The sequence below is a fragment of the Janibacter sp. CX7 genome (assembly GCF_024362365.1).
GTDB lineage: Bacteria > Actinomycetota > Actinomycetes > Actinomycetales > Dermatophilaceae > Janibacter.
Genome location: NZ_CP101464.1, coordinates 1,182,109 through 1,200,650, shown reverse-complemented (window position 1 = coordinate 1,200,650; position 18,542 = coordinate 1,182,109). Strand labels below are relative to the sequence as shown.

Here is an 18,542-nt window from a genome sequence, read left to right as displayed (position 1 = left end):
CAGGGTGTCAGCCACGCCGGCCACCGCCGACCCACGCCTCGGTCACCATGTCGGCGAGGGTCTCGTCGGCGTCGCGGTGCCCGACGGCGGCCGCGGCCGCCGACATCGACTCCAGGCGCGCCCGGTCGCTCAGCAGCGGGACGATCTCGCGGGCGACCCACGCCGGGTCGACGTCGGCGTCCTCGACGAGCAGGCCGCCGCCGGCCTCGACCACCCCGGCCGCGTTGAGCCGCTGCTCGCCGTTGCCGATGGGCAGCGGGACGTAGACGCCGGGCAGGCCGACGGCCGTCAGCTCGCACACGGTGTTGGCACCCGCCCGGCAGACGACCGCGTCGGCGGCCGCATAGGCCAGGTCCATGCGGTCGACGTAGGGCAGCACGACGTACGGCACCGAGGGGTCGCCGCCGGTGGCGACGAAGTCCTTGCCCGCCCCGGTCGCGTGCAGCACCTGCACGCCTGCGTCGCGCAGCGTCGCGACGCTCGCCTCGAAGGCGTCGTTGAGCCGCTTGGCGCCGAGCGACCCACCCGTGACGAGCAGGACCGGCAGGTCCTCGCGCAGCCCGAGGCCCGCGCGGGCCTCCGCGCGCGTCGCCGCCCGGTCGAGCGCGACGATCTCGGGGCGCAGCGGCATGCCGATGACCCGGCCGCCGGAGAGCTTGGTGCCGGGGAAGGTCACGCCGACGACGTCGGTGAAGCGGGCACCGACCTTGTTGGCCACCCCGGCGCGGGCGTTCTGCTCGTGGATGACGATCGGCACGCCCGCCTTGCGGGCGGCGAGGTAGGCCGGGGTCGAGACGTAGCCGCCGAAGCCGACGACGACCTGCGCGTCGACCTGCTCGATGGCCCGCCCGGCCGCGGCGACGGCGCGACGGAGGTTGACCGGCAGCCGGACGAGGTCGCCGGAGGGCTTGCGTGGCAGCGGCACCTTGGGGATGGTCGCGAAGTCGTAGCCGCGCTCCGGCACGAGCCGGGACTCCAGGCCCTCGGACGTGCCGAGGGCGAGGATCTGCGTGGCGGGGTCGCGCCGGCGCAGGCAGTCGGCGAGGGCGAGCAGCGGCGAGACGTGACCCGCTGTGCCACCCCCCGCCAGCAGGATGCGTGAGGGGCGGGTGGGCGTCATCGCGACGAGGTCCTCCTGCTCGGGAAGCGGGCGAGCAGGGCACGCGCCCGCGAGGGCTTGGCGGCGATCATCTCAGAGCACCCCGGCTCGCCCCGCGCGAAGCTGAGCAGGATGCCGACGGCGAGCATCGAGGTCACGAGCGATGACCCGCCGGAGGAGACGAAGGGCAAGGGGACGCCGATGACCGGGAGCATCCCGATGACGGCGCCGATGTTGATCATCGCCTGCACGAGCACCCAGGTGCAGATGCCGGCGGTGGCGATGCGGACGAAGAAGTCGTCCGTGCGGGTCACCAGGCGCAGCCCGGCGAGGGCGAAGGCGGCGAAGAGACCGAGGATGGTCAGCGTGCCGATGAGGCCGAGCTCCTCGCCGATGATCGCGAAGATGAAGTCGTTGTAGGGCTCGGACAGCCAGCCCCACTTCTCCCGGCTGGCGCCCAGACCCACACCGATCCACCCGCCGTCGGCGAGGGCGTAGCGGCCGTGGACCGACTGCCGGCAGATGCCGTAGAAGAGGTCGGTGCCCGGCGCGCACTGCTGCGGGTCGAGCCAGATCTGGATGCGCTGCATGCGGTTGTTGCCGATGCTCGCGGCGAGGACGCCGAGCAGCGCCAGGACGCCGGCGCCGAGCGCGAACCAGCGCAGCTGCACGCCCGCCGCGAAGAGCATGCCGACGGCGATCGCGCAGATGACCATGGCGGTGCCGAGGTCGTGGCCGAGCATGACGAGGCCGACGACGATCATGACGCCCGGCACGAGGAAGGGCACGATCGCGTGCTTGATCGAGCCGAGCAGGGCGCGCTTGCGCTCGAGGACGAGGGCTCCGGCGAGGACGAGCCCGATCTTGGCGATCTCGCTCGGCTGGATCGACAGCGACCCGACGCCGATCCAGTTGCGGTTGCCCTGGAAGCCGAAGCCGAGCGGGGTGAGCACGAGCAGAAGCAGGAGGATCGAGAGACCGACGGCGGGCAGCGACATCTTCTTCCAGAAGCCGATGCTGCGCCGCGAGGCCCACCACAGGGCGAGGCCGCCCGCGATGGCGAAGATGAACTGCTTGAGGAAGATCGTGAAGGAGCTGTCGTTCTCCCGCAGGGAGACGATCATCGACGCCGACAGGACCATGACCAGGCCGATGCCGACGAGCAGCCCGATGATGCCGAGCAGGAGGTAGTAGGTCGTCATCGGCGACTCGAAGCGCGCCACCCACTCGTCGACCCTGGTGGAGCGCGTCCGGCGCGCGCGGCCTCGACCGGACCCGGTCGCTGCGCTGCTGCTCACGCTCACCCCTCCTGCAGGTACCTGTGCACCGCCGCGGCGAAGGCGTCGCCGCGGGCCCCGTAGTTGTCGAACATGTCCATGGACGCCGCCGCCGGGGCCAGCAGCACGACGTCGCCGGGGACGGCGAGCGAGGCCGCGTGCCGGACGACGAGGTCCATCGCCCCAGTGTCCGTCGCGGCGACGTCGATCACCGGGACATCGGGCGCGTGTCGGGCGATGGCGGCCGCGATCTGCTCCCGGTCACGACCGATGAGCACGGCGGCCCGCAGCCGGCCGGCCGCGGCCGCGACGAGCTCGTCGACGTCGGCGCCCTTGAGCAGGCCGCCGGCGACCCAGACGACGTGCTCGTGAGCCGTCAGGCTCGCCTCGGCGGCGTGCGGGTTGGTCGCCTTGGAGTCGTCGATCCAGTGCACGTCACCGGCGGTCGCGACGTGCGCGATGCGGTGCGGCTCGGGCTGCCAGGCGCGCAGCCCGTCGCGGACGGCGACCGGCGGCACCCCGTGGGCACGGGCGAGAGCGGCGGCGGCGAGGGCATTGGCCACGAGGTGCGGCGCGACGCTCGGCGCGTCGCCGCGCAGGTCCTCGAGGCTGCCGAGCTCGGCGGCGGTCGTCGCCCGGTCCTCGACGAAGGCCCGGTCGGCGAGGACGTCCTCGACGAGCCCGAGCATCGACGGCCCGGGCGAGCCGAGGGTGAAGCTCACCGCCCGGCACCCCTCGACGACGTCGGCCTCCTCGACGAGGCGCCGGGTCGCGGGGTCCTGCTCGTTGTAGACGCACGCGATCTCGGCGTTGGCGTAGACCTTGCCCTTGGCCCGCGCGTACTCCTCGAGGGAGCCGTGCCAGTCGAGGTGGTCGGGCGCGATGTTGAGGCAGGCCGCCGCCTGCGGACGAAGGGAGTGGCTCCAGTGCAGCTGGAAGCTGCTCAGCTCGACGGCGATGACGTCGTAGGGCTCGGGGTCCTGCACGAGGTCGAGCACGGGGGTGCCGACATTGCCCGCGCTCGCGGCGCGCAGCCCGGCGGCGCGCAGCATCGAGGTGAGCATCTGCACCGTCGTCGTCTTGCCGTTGGTGCCGGTGACGAGCAGCCAGGGCGCGCCCCCGGCGCGCGGGCGCATCCGCCACGCGAGCTCGATGTCGCCCCAGATGGGGATGCCGGCCGCGGCTGCCGCGGCGAGCAGCGGCTGGTGCGGGGGCCAGCCCGGTGAGGTGACGACGAGGTCGATCTCGTCGGCGGGCACCGGCAGGCTCTGCTCGGCGCCGTCACCCAGGTGCAGGTGGGCGTCGAGGACCTCGAGGATCTGGGCGCGCTGGGCCATCTGGGTGTCCGGCTCGGGCACCTTGGCGTCGACGACGTGCACCTGCGCGCCGTACTCGAGCAACGCGTCGGTGGCGGCGAAGCCGGAGACGCCGAGTCCGGTGACGACGACGCGCAGCCCGGCCCAGTCGGCCTCGCGGCAGGTCAGCCCGGCCAGACGCGCCTCGCGGGAGGCAGCGTCGGTCACGGTGCCCCCACGACCCACTCGGCGTAGAAGATCGCCAGGCCGATGGCGACGAAGAGCCCCGCGATGATCCAGAAGCGGATGACGATCGTCACCTCCTGCCAGCCGAGCAGCTCGAAGTGGTGCTGCAGGGGCGCCATCCGGAAGACCCGCTTGCCGGTGGACTTGAAGGACGCGACCTGGATGATCACCGAGAGGGTGATCGTCACGAAGAGGCCGCCGAGGATGACGACGAGCAGCTGGGTGCGCGAGAGGATCGCCAGACCGGCGATCGCGCCGCCGAGGGCGAGCGAGCCGGTGTCGCCCATGAAGATCTTGGCCGGCGAGGCGTTCCACCACAGGAAGCCGAAGCAGGCCCCGGTGCCGGCGGCTGCGACGACGGCGAGATCGAGCGGATCGCGCACGTCGTAGCAGTTGGCCACGGGGTTGGTCTGGCAGTTCTGGTTGAACTGCCAGATCGAGATGACGACGTAGGCCCCGAAGACCATGACCGAGGCGCCCGTCGCCAGACCGTCGAGACCGTCGGTGAGGTTCACGCCGTTGGACGTGCCCGCGATCATGAGGTTGGCCCAGAGCACGAAGAGGATGAGGCCGACGAGCGGGGTGAAGAAGGCCAGGTCGAGGGCGGTGTCGCGCACGAAGGAGATGTGCGTCGACGCCGGCCGGCGCAGCGCCTCGTTGGGGAACTGCAGGGCGAGCACCGCGAAGGTCACGCCGACGAGGGTCTGGCCGAGGAGCTTCTCGCCCGACTTCAGGCCGAGGCTGCGCTGCTTGCTGATCTTGATGAAGTCGTCGGCGAAGCCGACGGCCCCCAGACCGACCATGAGGAAGAGCACGAGCAGGCCGCTCGCCGTCGGCGTCTGGAGGGTGGCCAGGTGCGCGACGAAGTAGGCGATCACGGTCGCCGCGATGATCACGGCACCGCCCATCGTCGGGGTGCCGCGCTTGGTGTGGTGCGAGGTCGGGCCGTCGTCGCGGATGAACTGGCCGTACCCCTGCTTGACGAGGTACGTGATGAACATCGGCGTGCCCAGCAGGGCGACGACGAGTGACACGACAGAAGCGATGACCACCGCCATCATGCGCGGGCCTCCCTCTGGACGATGCGGTCTCCGAGCCACCGTAGCCCGGCGTCGCGGCTGGACTTGAGAAGGACGACGTCGGGCGCGGCGAGCTCGGCGGCGAGCACCGCCTCGGCGGCGTCGGCGTCGGGCACGACCCGCACGTGCGGACCGTCCTCACGAGCAGTGTCGCGCGCCCCGGCCGCGATCGGCTCGGCGACCTCGCCGACGACGAGGATCTCGTCGGTGCCGAGCTCCGCGGCCTCGCGGCCGACGGCGGCGTGCAGCTCCGCGGAGGCCTCGCCGAGCTCGAGCATCGCGCCGAGCACGGCCCAGCGGCGCCCGGTCGTCGACATCGACGCGAGGCTGCGCAGCGCGGCGGACATCGAGTCGGGGTTGGCGTTGTAGGCGTCGTTGACGACGACGACCCCGTCGTCGCGGCGGGAGACCTCCATCCGCCAACGGCTCAGCGGCCGGGCGGCCTCGAGGGCGGGCACGACCTGGTCGAGCGTCATCCCCGCGGCTTCGGCGGCCGCGATGACGGCCAGGGCATTGCCGACGTGGTGGCGCCCGATGAGCCCCAGGCGCACCCGCGCCGTGCCGAAGGGGGCGGTGACGGTGAAGGACGCGGCCCCCATCTCGTCGACGGTGACGTCGGTGGCCCGCACGTCGGCGGTCTCGGACTCGCCGACAAGCACGACCCGGGCGGTGGTCCGCTCGGCCATCGCGGCGACGAGCGGGTCGTCGGCGTTGAGCACGGCGACACCGTCTGCGGGCAGGGCGGCGGGCAGCTCCCCCTTCGCCTCGGCGATCGCCTCGACGGAGCCGAACTCGCCGACGTGGGCGTGGCCGACGTTGAGGACGATGCCGATGCGCGGCGGGGCGATGCGGGTGAGGTAGTCGATGTGGCCGATGCCGCGGGCGCCCATCTCGACGACGAGGTGCGCCGTCGTCGGGGTGACCCGGCAGACGGTCAGGGGCACGCCGACCTCGGAGTTGTAGGACCCGACGGGGGCGACGGTCTCCCCCGCGGTCTCCAGCACGGACCCGAGCAGGTCCTTGGTGCTCGTCTTGCCGGAGGAGCCGGTGATGCCGATGACGGTCATCTCCGGGCGGGAGTCGACGAGGTGGCGGGCGATGGCCACGAAGGCCGCCTGCTCGTCCTCGACGACGAGGCACGGCAGCCCGTCGACCTCACGGGTCGTCAGGGCGGCCACTGCACCCGCCGCGGCGGCGCCGGGGACGAAGTCGTGCCCGTCGGCGCTCTCGCCGACCCGGGCGACGTAGAGGCTGCCGGGGCCGGCCTCGCGCGAGTCGGTGACGACGGGGCCGTCGACGACGATCGCGCCGGCCTCGTCCGGGCTGGCGGCGTGGAGGCGCCCGCCGGTGATGTCGGCGAGGGCGCCCAGGCTCGTGGGGATCATCCGGTGACGCTCCGGCGGTCGAGGGCGGCCCGCAGGACCGCCCGGTCGTCGTGCTCACGGATCTCTCCGCGCACTTCCTGTCCTTGCTCGTGGCCCTTGCCCAGGACGGCGACGGTCGCGCCGGGCCCGGATCCGTGGGCGATCTCGACGGCCAGCTCGATGGCCGCGACGCGGCCCTCGACGACCTCGAGACGGGCCCGTGAGCGGGGCCAGACCCCCTCCGCGACGGCATCGCGGATCGTGGCCGGGTCCTCCTCACGGGGGTTGTCGTCGGTGACGATGACGACGTCGGCGTGGGCGGCAGCGGCGGCACCCATGCCCGGGCGCTTGCCCGGGTCGCGGCTGCCGCCGGCGCCGAGCACGACGACGAGCAGGCCGTTGGTCTGCGGGCGCAGCGCGGCGAGGGCCGCCCCGACGGCGTCGGGCGTGTGCGCGAAGTCGACGACCGCCGTCGGCAGGTCCTCACGGGTCGGGTCGCTCGGGGCGACGAGCTCCATGCGACCGGGGACCTGCGGGCGGGTGAGGACGGCGCGGGCGACGTCCTGCGGCGCGATACCGCTCTCGAGCAGGGCGACGGCAGCCATCGCGGTGTTGACCCGGTTGAAGTCGCCCGGCAGCGCCGACTCGAGCTCGAGCACCTGCTCGCCGCGCGTGAGCGTCATCTGGGCCTCCCGCGGGTCGCCGCCGATGATCCAGTCGGCCTCGACGTCGAGCCGCGAGGTGACCGTCGTGACCGGCACGGTGGCCTCCTCCGCCAGCCGCATCCCCCACTCGTCATCGACGCAGACGACGCCGCGGCGGGAGCGGGCGGGGGTGAAGAGGCTCGCCTTCGCGCGGAAGTAGGCCTCCATCGTGCCGTGGAAGTCGAGGTGGTCCTGGCTGAGGTTGGTGAAGAGGGCGACGTCGTAGACGACCTCGTCGACCCGGTGGAGGGTCAGCGCGTGGCTCGAGACCTCCATGACGCAGGCGTCGACATCGCGCTCCCCCATCGTCGCGAGGAGGGCGTGCAGGTCGGTCGTCTCGGGGGTCGTGCGCACCGACTTGATCCGCTCGTCGCCGATGCGGGTCTCGATGGTGCCGATGAGACCGGTCGTGCGGCCGAGCGCCTCGAGCGCGGACACCATGAGGTAGGCGGTCGTCGTCTTGCCGTTGGTCCCCGTGATGCCGAACATCGTCGGCCGCCGCGCGGCGCTGTCGTAGACGGCGTCGGCGACCCGGCCGAGGACGCTGCGGGGTCCTTCGACCTCGACGAAGGGGAGGTCACTCCCCTTCGCCTGCAGCCGGGAGACGCCGTCGGCGTCGGTGAGGACGGCGACGGCACCGGCAGCCACCGCCTTGTCGACGAAGTCGGCGCCGTGGGCGCGGGCGCCGGGCAGCGCGGCCCAGAGGTCCCCGGGGCGCACGGTCGAGGTGTCGAGGGAGACACCGGTGACCTCGGTGGCCGGGTCACCGTGGACCGGCGCGGGTGCGCCGTCGCCGACGAGGTCGGCGACGGCAGCCAGAGTCAGCGGGGCGACCCGCTCGGGGCGAGGAAAAGACACGATCCGCGACCTTACCCGCCGTCCGGCGCGCCCCGGTCACGCAGCAGCCCCGGGGTGTCGTCGGCGGGCTTCTTCGACAGCTTGGTGCGCACCTTGGGCGACTTCGCGTCCTGCGGCGTCGGCGGGACCTGCTCCTTCTGGAGGGCGTAGGTCATGACGTCCTTGAAGACGGGCGCGGCGACCGCGCCGCCGTAGTAGCCCTTGATCGGGCGCTGGAGGATCACCGAGACGACGAGCTTGGGGTCGTCCGCCGGGGCGAAGCCGATGAAACTCGCGGTCTTGCCGCTGTAGCCACCGGTCTCGGGGTCGTAGCGGTCGGCGGTGCCGGTCTTGCCGGCGACGCGATAGCCCTTGATCTTCGCCTGCGGGGCGGTGCCCTCGTCGGAGACGACGCCCTCGAGCATCCGGGAGACCTGGTTGGCGGTCTTCGACGAGACGGCACGGTTGCGCTTGCCGGCCGGGGCCGGCTCCCAGCCGCCCTCGCCGTCGCTGACCTCCTTGACGAAGGTCGGGCTGATCCGCACGCCGTCGTTGGCGATCGCCTGGAAGACGTTGGTCACCTGCACGGCCGTCGTCGAGACGCCCTGACCGTAGGTGATCGTGTAGCGCTGCGAGCCGTTCCACGTCTCCGACTTCGGCAGCAGGCCGGCGGACTCGCCGGGGAATCCCGAGCCGCTCGTCGACCCGAGGCCGAAGCGGCGCAGGTACTCCTCGAGGGTCTTCGGCGACATCGTCTCGCCGATGAGCATCGTGCCGGTGTTGCTCGACTCGGCGAGGGCGCCGGCGACGGTGCGGTACTCGTCGGGGTGCGGGTGGCTGTCGTTGAGCGTCTGGTTGCCGCGGCGCATCGACCCCGGGAGGATCATCGGCGTCTCGGGGGTGATCTCCCCCTCCTCGAGGCCGGCGGCGACGGTCATGATCTTCGACGTCGAGCCGGGCTCGAAGACGTCGGAGAAGGCGAGGTTGGAGAAGACGCCCTTGCCGTCGCCGATGTCGTTGGGGTCGAAGGTCGGGTAGGACGCGAGGGCGACGAGCTCGCCGGTGTCGACGCGCTGGACGACGATCGTGCCGGAGAGCGCGTCGGTCTCCTTGACCTGGTCGGCCAAGGCGTTCTGCGCGTACCACTGCACGTCGTTGTCGATCGTCAGGCGCACGTCGCGCCCGCTCTCGGCCGAGCTGACGTCGTCGGAGGCATTGGGCAGCCGCGAGCCGTCCTGGGCGATCTCGTAGGTCGCCTGGCCGGGCGTGCCCTTGAGGATGTCGTCGAGCTGCAGCTCCAGCCCACCACCGGCGGTCTGGTCCTGCGGCTGCACGAAGCCGACGAGCGAGGCGACGGTCGTCGACTGCGGGTAGGTGCGCTGGGTCGAGCGCTCGGAGTAGATGCCGGGGATGCCCAGGGCGTTGATCTTGCGCCAGGTCAGGGGCGAGATGTTCTTGGCGAGCACGCGGTAGCGCTGCGTGCCGGTGAGCTTGGGCTCGAGGTCCTCCGCGGTCGTGCCGAGCGGCTCGGCGAGGTCCTTGGCGGCCCCTGCCGTCCCGACCTTGGTCTGGGTGCCGTCGACGTCCTTCTCGTAGGCCGGCACGGCCGTCTGGTCGACGACGACGGTGCGCCGCTCCTGGCTCTGCGCGAGCACGGTGTCGTTGGCGTCGTAGATCGTCCCGCGGTGCGCGGGGATCGCCTCGGTCTGGGTGCGCTGGCGCAGGGCGTCGGCGGCGACCGCGTCGGAGTCGAAGCCCTGGATGCGCAGCAGCTGGGCGGCGAAGAGGCTGAGCACGATGAGCGAGACGACCATGAGTGCACGCATCCGCCCGCGCGGGTTGGCCGCAGCGGCGGGGGCCGCGGCCGGCCGACGGGCCGGAGCCTTGCGGGCGGGAGCGGTCTTGCGAGCCGGTGCGGCCTTCTTGGCGGGTGCCGCCTTGCGAGCGGGAGCGGTCTTCTTGGCCGGAGCGGCCTTGCGAGCCGGAGCAGCCTTCTTGGCGGGGCCGGCTGCCCGCTTCGCTGGTGCCGCCTTCTTCGCAGGCCGCGACGAGCCGGAGGGTCGACCGGTGCCCTGGGGGCGGTGTGGTCGGCGCTGGCTCACGTGGGGCCCTTCCTCAGTTGCTCGAGCGGGTGGACTTCTGGCTCTTCTTCGTGCTCTTGGCGGTGCTCTTCTTCGTGGACTTCGACGGGGGCGCTGAGGCGCTCTTCGTCGACTCGTCGGCGGTCGCCGTGGCCGCCGCTCCCACGGTAAATCCGTCCGGCTTCTGCGCCACCGACGCCACGCCGAGGACCTTGCCCTGGTCGAGGTCGATGAAGGCGGCGCTGCTCGCGGGCACCATCCCGAGCTCGTCGGCCTTCGTCGCCAGGCGCTGCGGCGCGGCCCGGTCGTTGATCGTCTGGGCCAGCGAGTCCTCCTTGTCGGCGAGCGATGCGGAGCGGGCCTCGAGCGCGGTGACCTCGAAGGAGTCCTGGGCCATCGCGGTGTTGAGACCGAGGACGGCGCCGAGGCCGGCGAGCAGCAGGGCGACGCAGGCCGCGGGGAACCACGGGGACCCGGCCCGGTCGGCCGGGGTGACCACCTCGAGGGAGGCTCGGGTGCGGCGGGCGGGCGCACGACGGGCGACGGTCGTGGCGACGGACGACTGGCTCATCGGGACGTACCTCTCTGCTGGCGGGGCGGTCGGATGCGCTCGGCGCCGCGCAGGCGGACCGAGGCGGATCGGGAGTTGGTCTCGAGCTCGTGGGCGCCCGGGGTGAGGGCGCCACGGGTGAGCAGCCGCAGCTCGGGGGCGTGCTCCGGCAGCTCGACGGGCAGGTCGGCGGGGGCGGTCGAGGTCGCCCCTGCGGCGAGGCCCCGCTTGGTGATGCGGTCCTCGAGGGAGTGGAAGGACAGGACGGCGATGCGACCGCCGACGGCGATCCGCTCGAGCGCGACGGGCAGTGCCCGGGCCCAGCCGGCGAGCTCGGCGTTGACCTCGATGCGCAGCGCCTGGAAGGTGCGCTTCGCCGGGTGGCCGCCGCCGCGCTGCGAGGCCATCGGGATCGTGGCGCGCAGCAGCTCGACGAGCCGGCCGGACCGGTCGAAGGGGGTCACCCCCCGTTCGCGGACGATCGCGCCGGCGATCTTGCGGGCGAAGCGCTCCTCGCCGTACTCGGAGAGCACGCGCGCAAGGTCACGGGCGTCGTAGGTGTTGAGCACCTCGGCCGCGGTGATCCCGGTCGTCGGGTCCATGCGCATGTCGAGCGGCGCGTCGTGGGCGTAGGCGAAGCCGCGCTCGGTCTCGTCGAGCTGCAGGGAGGAGACGCCGAGGTCGAAGAAGGCGGAGGTGACGGTCTCGATGCCGAGGTCGTCGAGGACCTCGCCGATCTCGTCGTTGACCGCGTGCACGAGGGTGACCCGCTCGCCGAAGGGTGCCAGCCGCTCCCCCGCCAGGCGCAGCGCCTGGGGGTCGCGGTCGATGCCGACGAGCCGCACCTGCGGGTCGGCCTCGAGCACGGCCTGCGCGTGCCCGCCCATGCCGAGCGTGCCGTCCACGTGGACGGCGCCCTCCGTGGAGAGCGCCGGGGCGAGCAGGTCGAGGACCTCGTCGAGCATGACGGGCACGTGGCGGGAGGCCGCGTCGCGGCCGGTGCCGGTGTCGTTGTGCTCCACGGTGCTCCCTTCGTGCTGGTGGTGGTGGGTGGTGATCTCCGGGCTGTCCGGCAGCTGCCGCCTGGTCCCCATCCGGGACGATCCGGCCCGGGGGAAGTCGGGTCGGCGCCGTCACGGCTGGAGGCCGGGCGGCAGCTGCTCACATGAGTCCGGGGATCACCTCCTCGGACTGGTCGGCGAAGGCCTGCTCGGTGCTGGCCAGGTAGTCCTCCCACGCGGCGGTGTCCCAGACCTCGACCCGCGAGCCGGTGCCGATGACGGTGCACTCGCGGTCGAGGCCGGCGTACTGGCGCAGCGCGGCCGGCACGGTGACCCGGCCCTGCTTGTCGGGGATCTCGTCGCTCGCGCCGGAGAGGAAGACGCGCATGTAGTCGCGAGCTGCCTTGCTCGAGGTGGGGGCCTCCTGGAAGCGCTGGGTGATCTTGACGAACTCGTCCATGGGGAAGACGTAGAGGCAGCGCTCCTGGCCACGGGTCATGACCAGACCGCCGGCGAGCTTGTCGCGGAACTTCGCCGGCAGGAAGAGGCGGCCCTTGTCGTCGAGGCGGGGGGTGTGGGTACCGAGGAACACGGCGGCCACCTCCCCTTCGTCTCGACCCGAGGGCTCCCTGCGCTTCCTTGTTCCACCACTTTACTCCACCTTTGCTCCAGATCACACCCATCAGCGCACTTTTCGGGCACTTCTTTGGTGACTTTTCCCTGATAAATCAGGGGTGGTGCAAAGTGGGGCAATTTCGCCCGTACATCACCACGAAGGGGGACCTCGAGTGCCCGGACCGACGGCGCCTCCGTCTCGTGACCCCGATTCCTAGGGCCGGGGGCGCGGCGCCACGTAGGGTCGGGGGCACATCGGAGCGAAGTGGGGCGGCGCGCTGTCGGCCCCCGGATCGGAGTCGTGGTGACCCTCAGCAGGGAAGGTGCGCCCGCGGTGCAGGTGAGCGACGACCTCGAGTACGTCGTCTCCGTCGGCCGCGCGCTCGCCGAGACGATGAACGGCGTCATCGAGGGCAAGCCCGATGTCGTGCGCACGGCGATCACGGTGCTCCTCGCGGAAGGGCACATCCTCGTCGAGGACGTCCCCGGCACCGGCAAGACGATGCTCGCCAAGGCCCTCGCGCGCAGCATCGACGCCTCGGTGCGACGGGTGCAGTTCACGCCAGACCTGCTGCCGAGCGACATCACCGGCGTGAGCATCTACAACCAGGACCAGCACGACTTCGAGTTCCGCCCCGGCGCGGTCTTCGCCAACGTCGTCATCGGTGACGAGATCAACCGCGCGTCGCCCAAGGCGCAGTCCGCCCTCCTCGAGTGCATGGAGGAGGCGCAGGTGACGGTCGACGGCACGACCTACGAGCTGCCGCGGCCCTTCATCATCATGGCCACGCAGAACCCGGTGGAGATGGAGGGCACCTATCCCCTCCCCGAGGCGCAGCGCGACCGCTTCATGGCCCGCCTGTCGATGGGCTACCCGACGGCGGCTGCGGAGATCAACATGCTCGACCACCACAGCGCCCGCTCGCCGCTCGAGGACCTGCACCCCGTCGCCGACGCCGCCGGCATCGCCCGGCTCATCGCCGCCGTGCGCACCGTCCACGCCTCCGCCGCCGTGCGGCAGTACGTCGTCGACATCGCGACGGCGACGCGCACCAGCTCGCTCGTGCGTCTGGGGGCCTCGCCGCGCGCGACCCTGCACCTGCTGCGGGCCGGCCGGGCCCATGCCGCCCTCGCCGGTCGTGACCACGTCCTGCCCGACGACATCCAGCAGATCGCCCCGGTCGTCCTCGCCCACCGGCTGCTGCTGAGCAGCGAGGCCCAGCTCGCCCGCCGGGAGGCCACCGACATCGTCAGCGAGCTGGTCCAGCGCACGCGCGTGCCGGCCACCCGGTGAGGCGAGCGCGATGACCGGCCGTGGGCGGCTCTTCGTCGCCGCCGGCGTGCTCGTCGCCCTCACCGGGCTCGTCCTCGGCCTGCACGACCTGACGAAGGTCGGCGGGCTGCTCGTCGTCCTGCCGGCCCTCGCGCTGCTCCTCTCCCGTCGTGACCTCGACCTCGACGTCTCGCGGCAGGTCTCCCCGGTGCGCATCCCGACCGACGGGCACGCCGACGTGACCGTGCAGGTGCGCAACGCCGGACGGCTGAGCACCCCCCTGCTGCGCGGCGAGGAGACCCTCGCCTATGCCCTCGGCGACCGCCCGCACCTGCTCGTGCCGCGCCTCGACAGCGGCGAGAGCCGACAGCTCTCCTACCGGGTGCGCTCGCACGTGCGCGGGCACCACGTGATCGGTCCGCTCTCGGTGCGCGTCACCGACCCCTTCGGCCTGGCGACCCGATCGATCCCCGTGCCGGGCCAGACCTCGCTCGTCGTCCTGCCCCGCGTCCTGCCGCTCACCCCCGTCCGCGGCGTGCCGGCCGGCGGGGGCGGCGAGACATCGACCTCCTCGCGCGTCGCCCTCCAGGGAGAGGACGACATCGGGGTGCGCGAGTACCGCATCGGCGACGACCTGCGGCGCATCCACTGGCGCTCGACCGCCCGCACCGGCGAGACGATGGTCCGTCAGGACGAGCAGCCCTCACGTCGCCGCGCGCTCGTCCTGCTCGACGACCGTGCGGGCTCGCACGCCGGCACGGGCGGCGGGGGGTCCTTCGAGTGGTCGGTCACGGCCGTCGCCTCGATCGTCACCGTGCTGCTCGGCGAGCGCTTCGAGGTGCACCTGTGCCTCGCGTCCGACGAGACCGGCGCCGTCGTCCCGCTCGTCGACCTCGACCACGCGCTCGACGAGCTGGCGGCGGTCGGGCCAGCGGAGACGACCTCGCCCGACGGGCTCGTCGAGGCGCTCGACGACTTCATGCTCCACGGGGGCGGTCTCGTCGTCGGCGTGCTGGGGCAGCTCGACGACGAGGTCGTCGACCTGTGCACCTCCCGCTCGCGCCACGGCCGGGCCCTCGTCGTGGACCGTGGCGGCTTCACCGGACGTTCGGGCACCGGTCCTGCCGACGAGACAGCCCACCGGCTCGCCCTCGGCGGGTGGCGGGCCGAGGTCGTGCGCCCCGGAGCCCAGCTGCCGGAGCTGTGGACACGGCTGTCGGTCGGCCTGGGGGTGCGGGCATGAGACACGACCTCCGCGCCGTCGCCGGGCTGCTCGCCGCGCTCGGCACCCTCGTCGTCGCGCTCCCGCTGCGCTCGCTCTTCGACGACAACCCGTGGGTGGGCCCGGCGATGGGAGGGATCCTCCTCGTCATGCTCAGCGGCATGCTGCTGCGCGGACTGACCACCCGGGCGGGTCTCGTCGTCCTGGGCCAGGCGCTCGTCGCCGGCTTCTACCTGCTCGTCACCCAGCTGCGGGAGACGACGTGGTTCGGCGTCGTGCCGACGCCGCAGACCATCTCGACCTTCGCCGCGCACGTCTCCGACGCGCACGAGACGATCACCCGCTATGCCGCACCGGCCCCCGCGACGCCGGGCATCGTCGTCATGCTCGTCACCGTCGTCGTGGTCGTCGCGCTCGCCGTCGACATGTCGAGCGCCACCGCCATGTCGCCATCGGTCGCCGGCCTGCCGCTGCTGTCGCTCTTCCTCGTCTCCGCGGCCAACTCCGGCGGGTCCCTCCACGGGCTGTGGTTCCTCGTCGCGGCCAGCGTCTGGCTGGCGATGGTCGTCCACCAGGCCGACGTCGACCTCCACGGCTGGGTGACCTCGGTCCCCCGGCTCGCGCGCGGCGACGGCGAGGAGGTCGCGGCGCGCTCGCACCGCTGGCAGGCCGTGCGCCTGGGCGCCCTCGGCCTGGCCGGTGCCGTCGCCCTGGCGACCTTCGTCCCCCACCTGCCCACGCGCTACGTGCTCGACGGGCTCGGACGCGGCGGCTCGTCGGTCGGCGGCTCGGGCGTGCGCCTGGCCAGTGCGCTCGACCTGCGCCGCAGCCTCGCCTCGCCGAGCGAGGAGCCGGTGCTCACCTACACGACGAGCGCCCCCTCGCCCGAGCCGCTGCGCGTCGCCGTCGTCGAGGACTTCTCCGACGGCCTGGGACGGATGCGCTCCGATGCCCCCGAGCCGGTCGACGGCTTCTCCCCGGTCGACCCGACGCTGCGCATCCCGGGCAACATCCCCGCCGAGCGGCGGACGATCGTCGTGCAGTCCAACGGCGTCGCGGCACCGCAGCTGCCGCTCCCTTCGCTCGTCAGCTCCGTCGACACCGGGGGCATCGCCTGGGCCCTCGGCCAGGACGGCACCGCCCGCGTCCAGCAGACGCCCGGGACCTACTCGGCGACCTTCACCGAGCTGACGCCCGAGGAGGACGACTTCGACCTGGAGACCGCGCTGCCCGTCGACCCGAGCGCGGCCGACGACTCCTACCTCACCCTCGACCCCGGCTCCTCGACGGAGATCACCGAGCTCGTCGACGAGGTCGTCCCCCAGGACGCGACCCCGCTCGCCAGCGCGCAGGCGATCCAGGAGTACCTGCGCGGCAGCGAGTTCACCTACAGCCTCGAGCTGCCCGACGCTCAGGGCCGCGACCCGATCGTCTCCTTCCTCGACACCAAGACCGGCTACTGCCAGCAGTTCGCCGTGACGATGACCCTCATGGCCCGCGCCCGCGGCATCCCGGCGCGCGTCGCCGTGGGCTTCCTCCCCGGGTCGCTGTCGACCGGCGAGGAGCGGGTGGTGCGGGTGAGCGACGCGCACGCGTGGCCGGAGCTGTACTTCGAGGGCGTCGGCTGGACGCGCTTCGAGCCGACGCCCGGCTCGCGCGCGGCCTCGACGCCGGGCTACTCGGTGGACACGACCGACTCCAGCGCAGGCAGCGAGACCTCGACCAGCTCCGACGACGCGAGCAGCAGCTCGGCCAGCTCCGCCGATCGTCCCGAGGACGTCGCCGTCCCCGAGGCCGCGACCGGGCAGGACGAGGGACGACCCGCGTGGCTGACCTGGCTGCTGTGGCTGCTCGGCGCCGGGCTGGTCCTCGCGATCATGCCGGTGTCCGCGCTCGTGGCGCGCCGTCTGGATCGACGCCGTTCGCTCGACGACACCGAGCGGGTCGAGCGCGAGTGGCACGAGCTGGTCAGCCAGCTCGACGACCTCGGGCTGCGTCCTCCGGTCGGGGCGACGCCGCGGCAGACGGGCGCCTGGCTCTCCCGACGGCTGCACCTCGAGGGCGAGCCCAAGGAGCACCTCGACCACGTCGTCGCGACGCTCGAGCGGGCGCGCTACGCACCGCCCGGCGCCGACCTGCCGGACATCTCCCGCGAGGTCGGCCAGGTCGTCGACCGGGTGCGCGCGAGCCGCCAGCGCTCGATGCAGCTGCGCTCCGTGCTGTGGCCCCAGGACGGGGTCGACGCCTGGCGGACGCTCGGCCGCGCGATCCTGCGCCGCCTCCCCCGCCGGGGGTGATCAGTCGAGGTAGTCGCGCAGGACCTGGGAGCGGCTCGGGTGACGGAGCTTGCTCATCGTCTTGGACTCGATCTGGCGGATCCGCTCACGGGTCACGCCGTAGACCTTGCCGATCTCGTCGAGCGTCTTCGGCTGGCCGTCGGTCAGGCCGAAGCGCATCGAGACCACGCCGGCCTCGCGCTCGCTGAGGGTGTCGAGCACCGAGTGCAGCTGCTCCTGCAGGAGCGTGAAGCTCACCGCGTCAGCCGGCACGACGGCCTCGGAGTCCTCGATGAGGTCACCGAACTCGGAGTCGCCGTCCTCGCCGAGCGGGGTGTGCAGCGAGATCGGCTCGCGACCGTACTTCTGGACCTCGACGACCTTCTCGGGGGTCATGTCGAGCTCCTTGGCCAGCTCCTCCGGCGTGGGCTCGCGGCCCAGGTCCTGGAGCATCTGGCGCTGAACACGAGCGAGCTTGTTGATGACCTCGACCATGTGCACGGGGATGCGGATCGTGCGCGCCTGGTCGGCCATCGCGCGGGTGATCGCCTGACGGATCCACCACGTGGCGTAGGTCGAGAACTTGTAGCCCTTCGTGTAGTCGAACTTCTCGACCGCACGGATCAGACCGAGGTTGCCCTCCTGGATGAGGTCGAGGAAGAGCATGCCGCGACCGGTGTAGCGCTTGGCCAGCGAGACGACGAGTCGCAGGTTGGCCTCGAGCAGGTGGTTCTTGGCGTTCTTGCCGTCCTGCGCGATCCACCACAGCTCGCGCTTGAACTTCATGTCGATCTTCTCGCCGGAGGCGAGCTTTTCCTCGGCGAAGAGGCCGGCCTCGATCCGCTTGGCGAGCTCGACCTCCTGCTCGGCGTTGAGGAGCGCGACCTTGCCGATCTGCTTGAGGTAGTCCTTGACCGGGTCAGCGGTGGCACCGGCCGTGACGACCTGCTGCGCGGGCGCGTCGTCCTCGTCGTCGTTGCTGATCGTGAAGCCGGACTTCTCGTCCTGCTCCGTCTCGGGCTTGGTCTTCGCCTCGGGCTCGTCGACGAGCAGCTCGTCCTCGCCCGGTGCCGGCTCCTCGGCCGTCGTCGTCGTGGGATTGGCCGCGGCCTTCTTGGCAGCGGCCTTCTTCGCGGCGGCCTGCTTGGCCGGCGCCGCCTGCTTCACGGGCGCAGCGGCGGCTGCGGCCGTCGCCGTCGACGCGGCCTTCTTGGCCGCGACCTTCTTCGCCGGAGCAGCCTTCTTCGCGGGCGCGGCGGCCTTCTTGGTCGCGGTCTTCTTCGCGGCCGTCTTCGTCGCCGCGGTCTTGGTCGCCGCCTTCTTGGCGGGAGCCTTCTTCGCGGTCTTCTTCGCCGGGGTGGACTCTGGCACCTGTACCTCGATTCCCTGGTCGCCCAGTGCACGCAGGACGACCCGACCCCGGGTGGGGCTGATCTTCGCCTCGCTGAATGCTGCCTGCAGCTGGTCGCTGGTGATGGATCCGGTCGTGCGGCCCTTCAGGACGAGCTCCTGCAACGATGGGTGCGAGAACTCCTTGGGGAGGGAGCCCTGCGTCTCGCCGGACCGTGGGGACACAGCAGTCACCAACAACCTTTCGTCACGGAGGATTCCGCCGGGACGAAG

General features: G+C 72.4%; 14 protein-coding genes. 3 read left to right on the top strand and 11 right to left on the bottom strand.

Annotation, left to right across the window (positions count from 1 at the left end; translation table 11 throughout):
- Window positions 1-7: 7 nt before the first annotated feature.
- From murG to mraZ, 10 genes are all read right to left on the bottom strand, one after another.
- The gene (gene murG, locus NMQ01_RS05855) at window positions 8-1,120 is read right to left on the bottom strand and encodes an undecaprenyldiphospho-muramoylpentapeptide beta-N-acetylglucosaminyltransferase (protein ID WP_255185924.1); all 1,113 of its coding nucleotides are present in this window, start codon (window positions 1,118-1,120) and stop codon (window positions 8-10) included.
- Window positions 1,117-2,397 carry a putative lipid II flippase FtsW gene (ftsW, locus tag NMQ01_RS05850; protein WP_255185923.1) on the bottom strand — a complete coding sequence of 427 codons (1,281 nt, stop codon included), beginning with the start codon at window positions 2,395-2,397 and terminating at the stop codon, window positions 1,117-1,119. The genes murG and ftsW overlap by 4 nt, the downstream gene beginning before the upstream one ends.
- Before the next feature lie 2 nt (window positions 2,398-2,399).
- Window positions 2,400-3,899, bottom strand: coding sequence for a UDP-N-acetylmuramoyl-L-alanine--D-glutamate ligase (gene murD, locus NMQ01_RS05845; protein WP_255185922.1), 1,500 nt, complete (start codon window positions 3,897-3,899; stop codon window positions 2,400-2,402).
- Window positions 3,896-4,978: a phospho-N-acetylmuramoyl-pentapeptide-transferase gene (mraY, locus tag NMQ01_RS05840; protein ID WP_255185921.1), complete on the bottom strand. Its 1,083-nt coding sequence runs from the start codon at window positions 4,976-4,978 to the stop codon at window positions 3,896-3,898. The genes murD and mraY overlap by 4 nt, the downstream gene beginning before the upstream one ends.
- Window positions 4,975-6,381, bottom strand: a complete 1,407-nt coding sequence (murF, locus tag NMQ01_RS05835; RefSeq protein WP_255185920.1) for a UDP-N-acetylmuramoyl-tripeptide--D-alanyl-D-alanine ligase — start codon at window positions 6,379-6,381, stop codon at window positions 4,975-4,977. Before murF ends, mraY begins: the two co-directional genes overlap by 4 nt.
- Entirely contained in the window at window positions 6,378-7,922 is a 1,545-nt protein-coding gene (locus NMQ01_RS05830) for a UDP-N-acetylmuramoyl-L-alanyl-D-glutamate--2,6-diaminopimelate ligase (RefSeq protein WP_255185919.1), read from the bottom strand. The genes murF and NMQ01_RS05830 overlap by 4 nt, the downstream gene beginning before the upstream one ends.
- Window positions 7,923-7,933: 11 nt before the next feature.
- On the bottom strand, window positions 7,934-10,003 hold the full coding sequence (locus tag NMQ01_RS05825) for a penicillin-binding protein 2 (RefSeq protein ID WP_255185918.1): 2,070 nt from the start codon (window positions 10,001-10,003) through the stop codon (window positions 7,934-7,936).
- A 13-nt stretch (window positions 10,004-10,016) separates the two neighbouring features.
- On the bottom strand, window positions 10,017-10,553 hold the full coding sequence (locus NMQ01_RS05820) for a hypothetical protein (RefSeq protein WP_255185917.1): 537 nt from the start codon (window positions 10,551-10,553) through the stop codon (window positions 10,017-10,019).
- Window positions 10,550-11,626, bottom strand: a complete 1,077-nt coding sequence (gene rsmH, locus NMQ01_RS05815; protein WP_255185916.1) for a 16S rRNA (cytosine(1402)-N(4))-methyltransferase RsmH — start codon at window positions 11,624-11,626, stop codon at window positions 10,550-10,552. The genes NMQ01_RS05820 and rsmH overlap by 4 nt, the downstream gene beginning before the upstream one ends.
- 67 nt (window positions 11,627-11,693) lie before the next feature.
- Window positions 11,694-12,125 (bottom strand): division/cell wall cluster transcriptional repressor MraZ, encoded by a 432-nt coding sequence (mraZ, locus tag NMQ01_RS05810; protein ID WP_255185915.1) that lies wholly within the window; start codon window positions 12,123-12,125, stop codon window positions 11,694-11,696.
- A gap of 417 nt (window positions 12,126-12,542) precedes the next feature.
- On the opposite strand from mraZ, the gene NMQ01_RS05805 reads away from it, so the two are divergent.
- Genes NMQ01_RS05805 through NMQ01_RS05795 form a run of 3 tightly spaced genes read left to right on the top strand, consistent with a single transcriptional unit; the run spans window position 12,543 to window position 16,940 of the window.
- Window positions 12,543-13,442 carry an AAA family ATPase gene (locus tag NMQ01_RS05805; RefSeq protein WP_369694861.1) on the top strand — a complete coding sequence of 300 codons (900 nt, stop codon included), beginning with the start codon at window positions 12,543-12,545 and terminating at the stop codon, window positions 13,440-13,442.
- Between the two features lie 10 nt (window positions 13,443-13,452).
- A complete protein-coding gene (locus tag NMQ01_RS05800; RefSeq protein ID WP_255185913.1) occupies window positions 13,453-14,664 on the top strand; it encodes a DUF58 domain-containing protein in 1,212 nt (403 codons plus the stop codon).
- On the top strand, window positions 14,661-16,940 hold the full coding sequence (locus NMQ01_RS05795; RefSeq protein WP_255185912.1) for a DUF3488 and transglutaminase-like domain-containing protein: 2,280 nt from the start codon (window positions 14,661-14,663) through the stop codon (window positions 16,938-16,940). The genes NMQ01_RS05800 and NMQ01_RS05795 overlap by 4 nt, the downstream gene beginning before the upstream one ends.
- Here the strand turns inward: NMQ01_RS05795 and NMQ01_RS05790 are convergent, their stop codons facing one another.
- Window positions 16,941-18,503 carry an RNA polymerase sigma factor gene (locus NMQ01_RS05790; RefSeq protein ID WP_255185911.1) on the bottom strand — a complete coding sequence of 521 codons (1,563 nt, stop codon included), beginning with the start codon at window positions 18,501-18,503 and terminating at the stop codon, window positions 16,941-16,943.
- Window positions 18,504-18,542: the final 39 nt, after the last annotated feature.

What these genes read in the sequence shown, in the direction of transcription:
- murF (WP_255185920.1), bottom strand. Translation starts at nt 6,381, where the DNA reads ATGATCCCCACGAGCCTGGGCGCCCTCGCCGACATCACCGGCGGGCGC.
- rsmH (WP_255185916.1), bottom strand. Translation starts at nt 11,626, where the DNA reads ATGGGGACCAGGCGGCAGCTGCCGGACAGCCCGGAGATCACCACCCAC.
- NMQ01_RS05805 (WP_369694861.1), top strand. Translation starts at nt 12,543, where the DNA reads ATGAACGGCGTCATCGAGGGCAAGCCCGATGTCGTGCGCACGGCGATC.
- murG (WP_255185924.1), bottom strand. Translation starts at nt 1,120, where the DNA reads ATGACGCCCACCCGCCCCTCACGCATCCTGCTGGCGGGGGGTGGCACA.
- NMQ01_RS05800 (WP_255185913.1), top strand. Translation starts at nt 13,453, where the DNA reads ATGACCGGCCGTGGGCGGCTCTTCGTCGCCGCCGGCGTGCTCGTCGCC.
- NMQ01_RS05795 (WP_255185912.1), top strand. Translation starts at nt 14,661, where the DNA reads ATGAGACACGACCTCCGCGCCGTCGCCGGGCTGCTCGCCGCGCTCGGC.
- NMQ01_RS05820 (WP_255185917.1), bottom strand. Translation starts at nt 10,553, where the DNA reads ATGAGCCAGTCGTCCGTCGCCACGACCGTCGCCCGTCGTGCGCCCGCC.
- mraY (WP_255185921.1), bottom strand. Translation starts at nt 4,978, where the DNA reads ATGATGGCGGTGGTCATCGCTTCTGTCGTGTCACTCGTCGTCGCCCTG.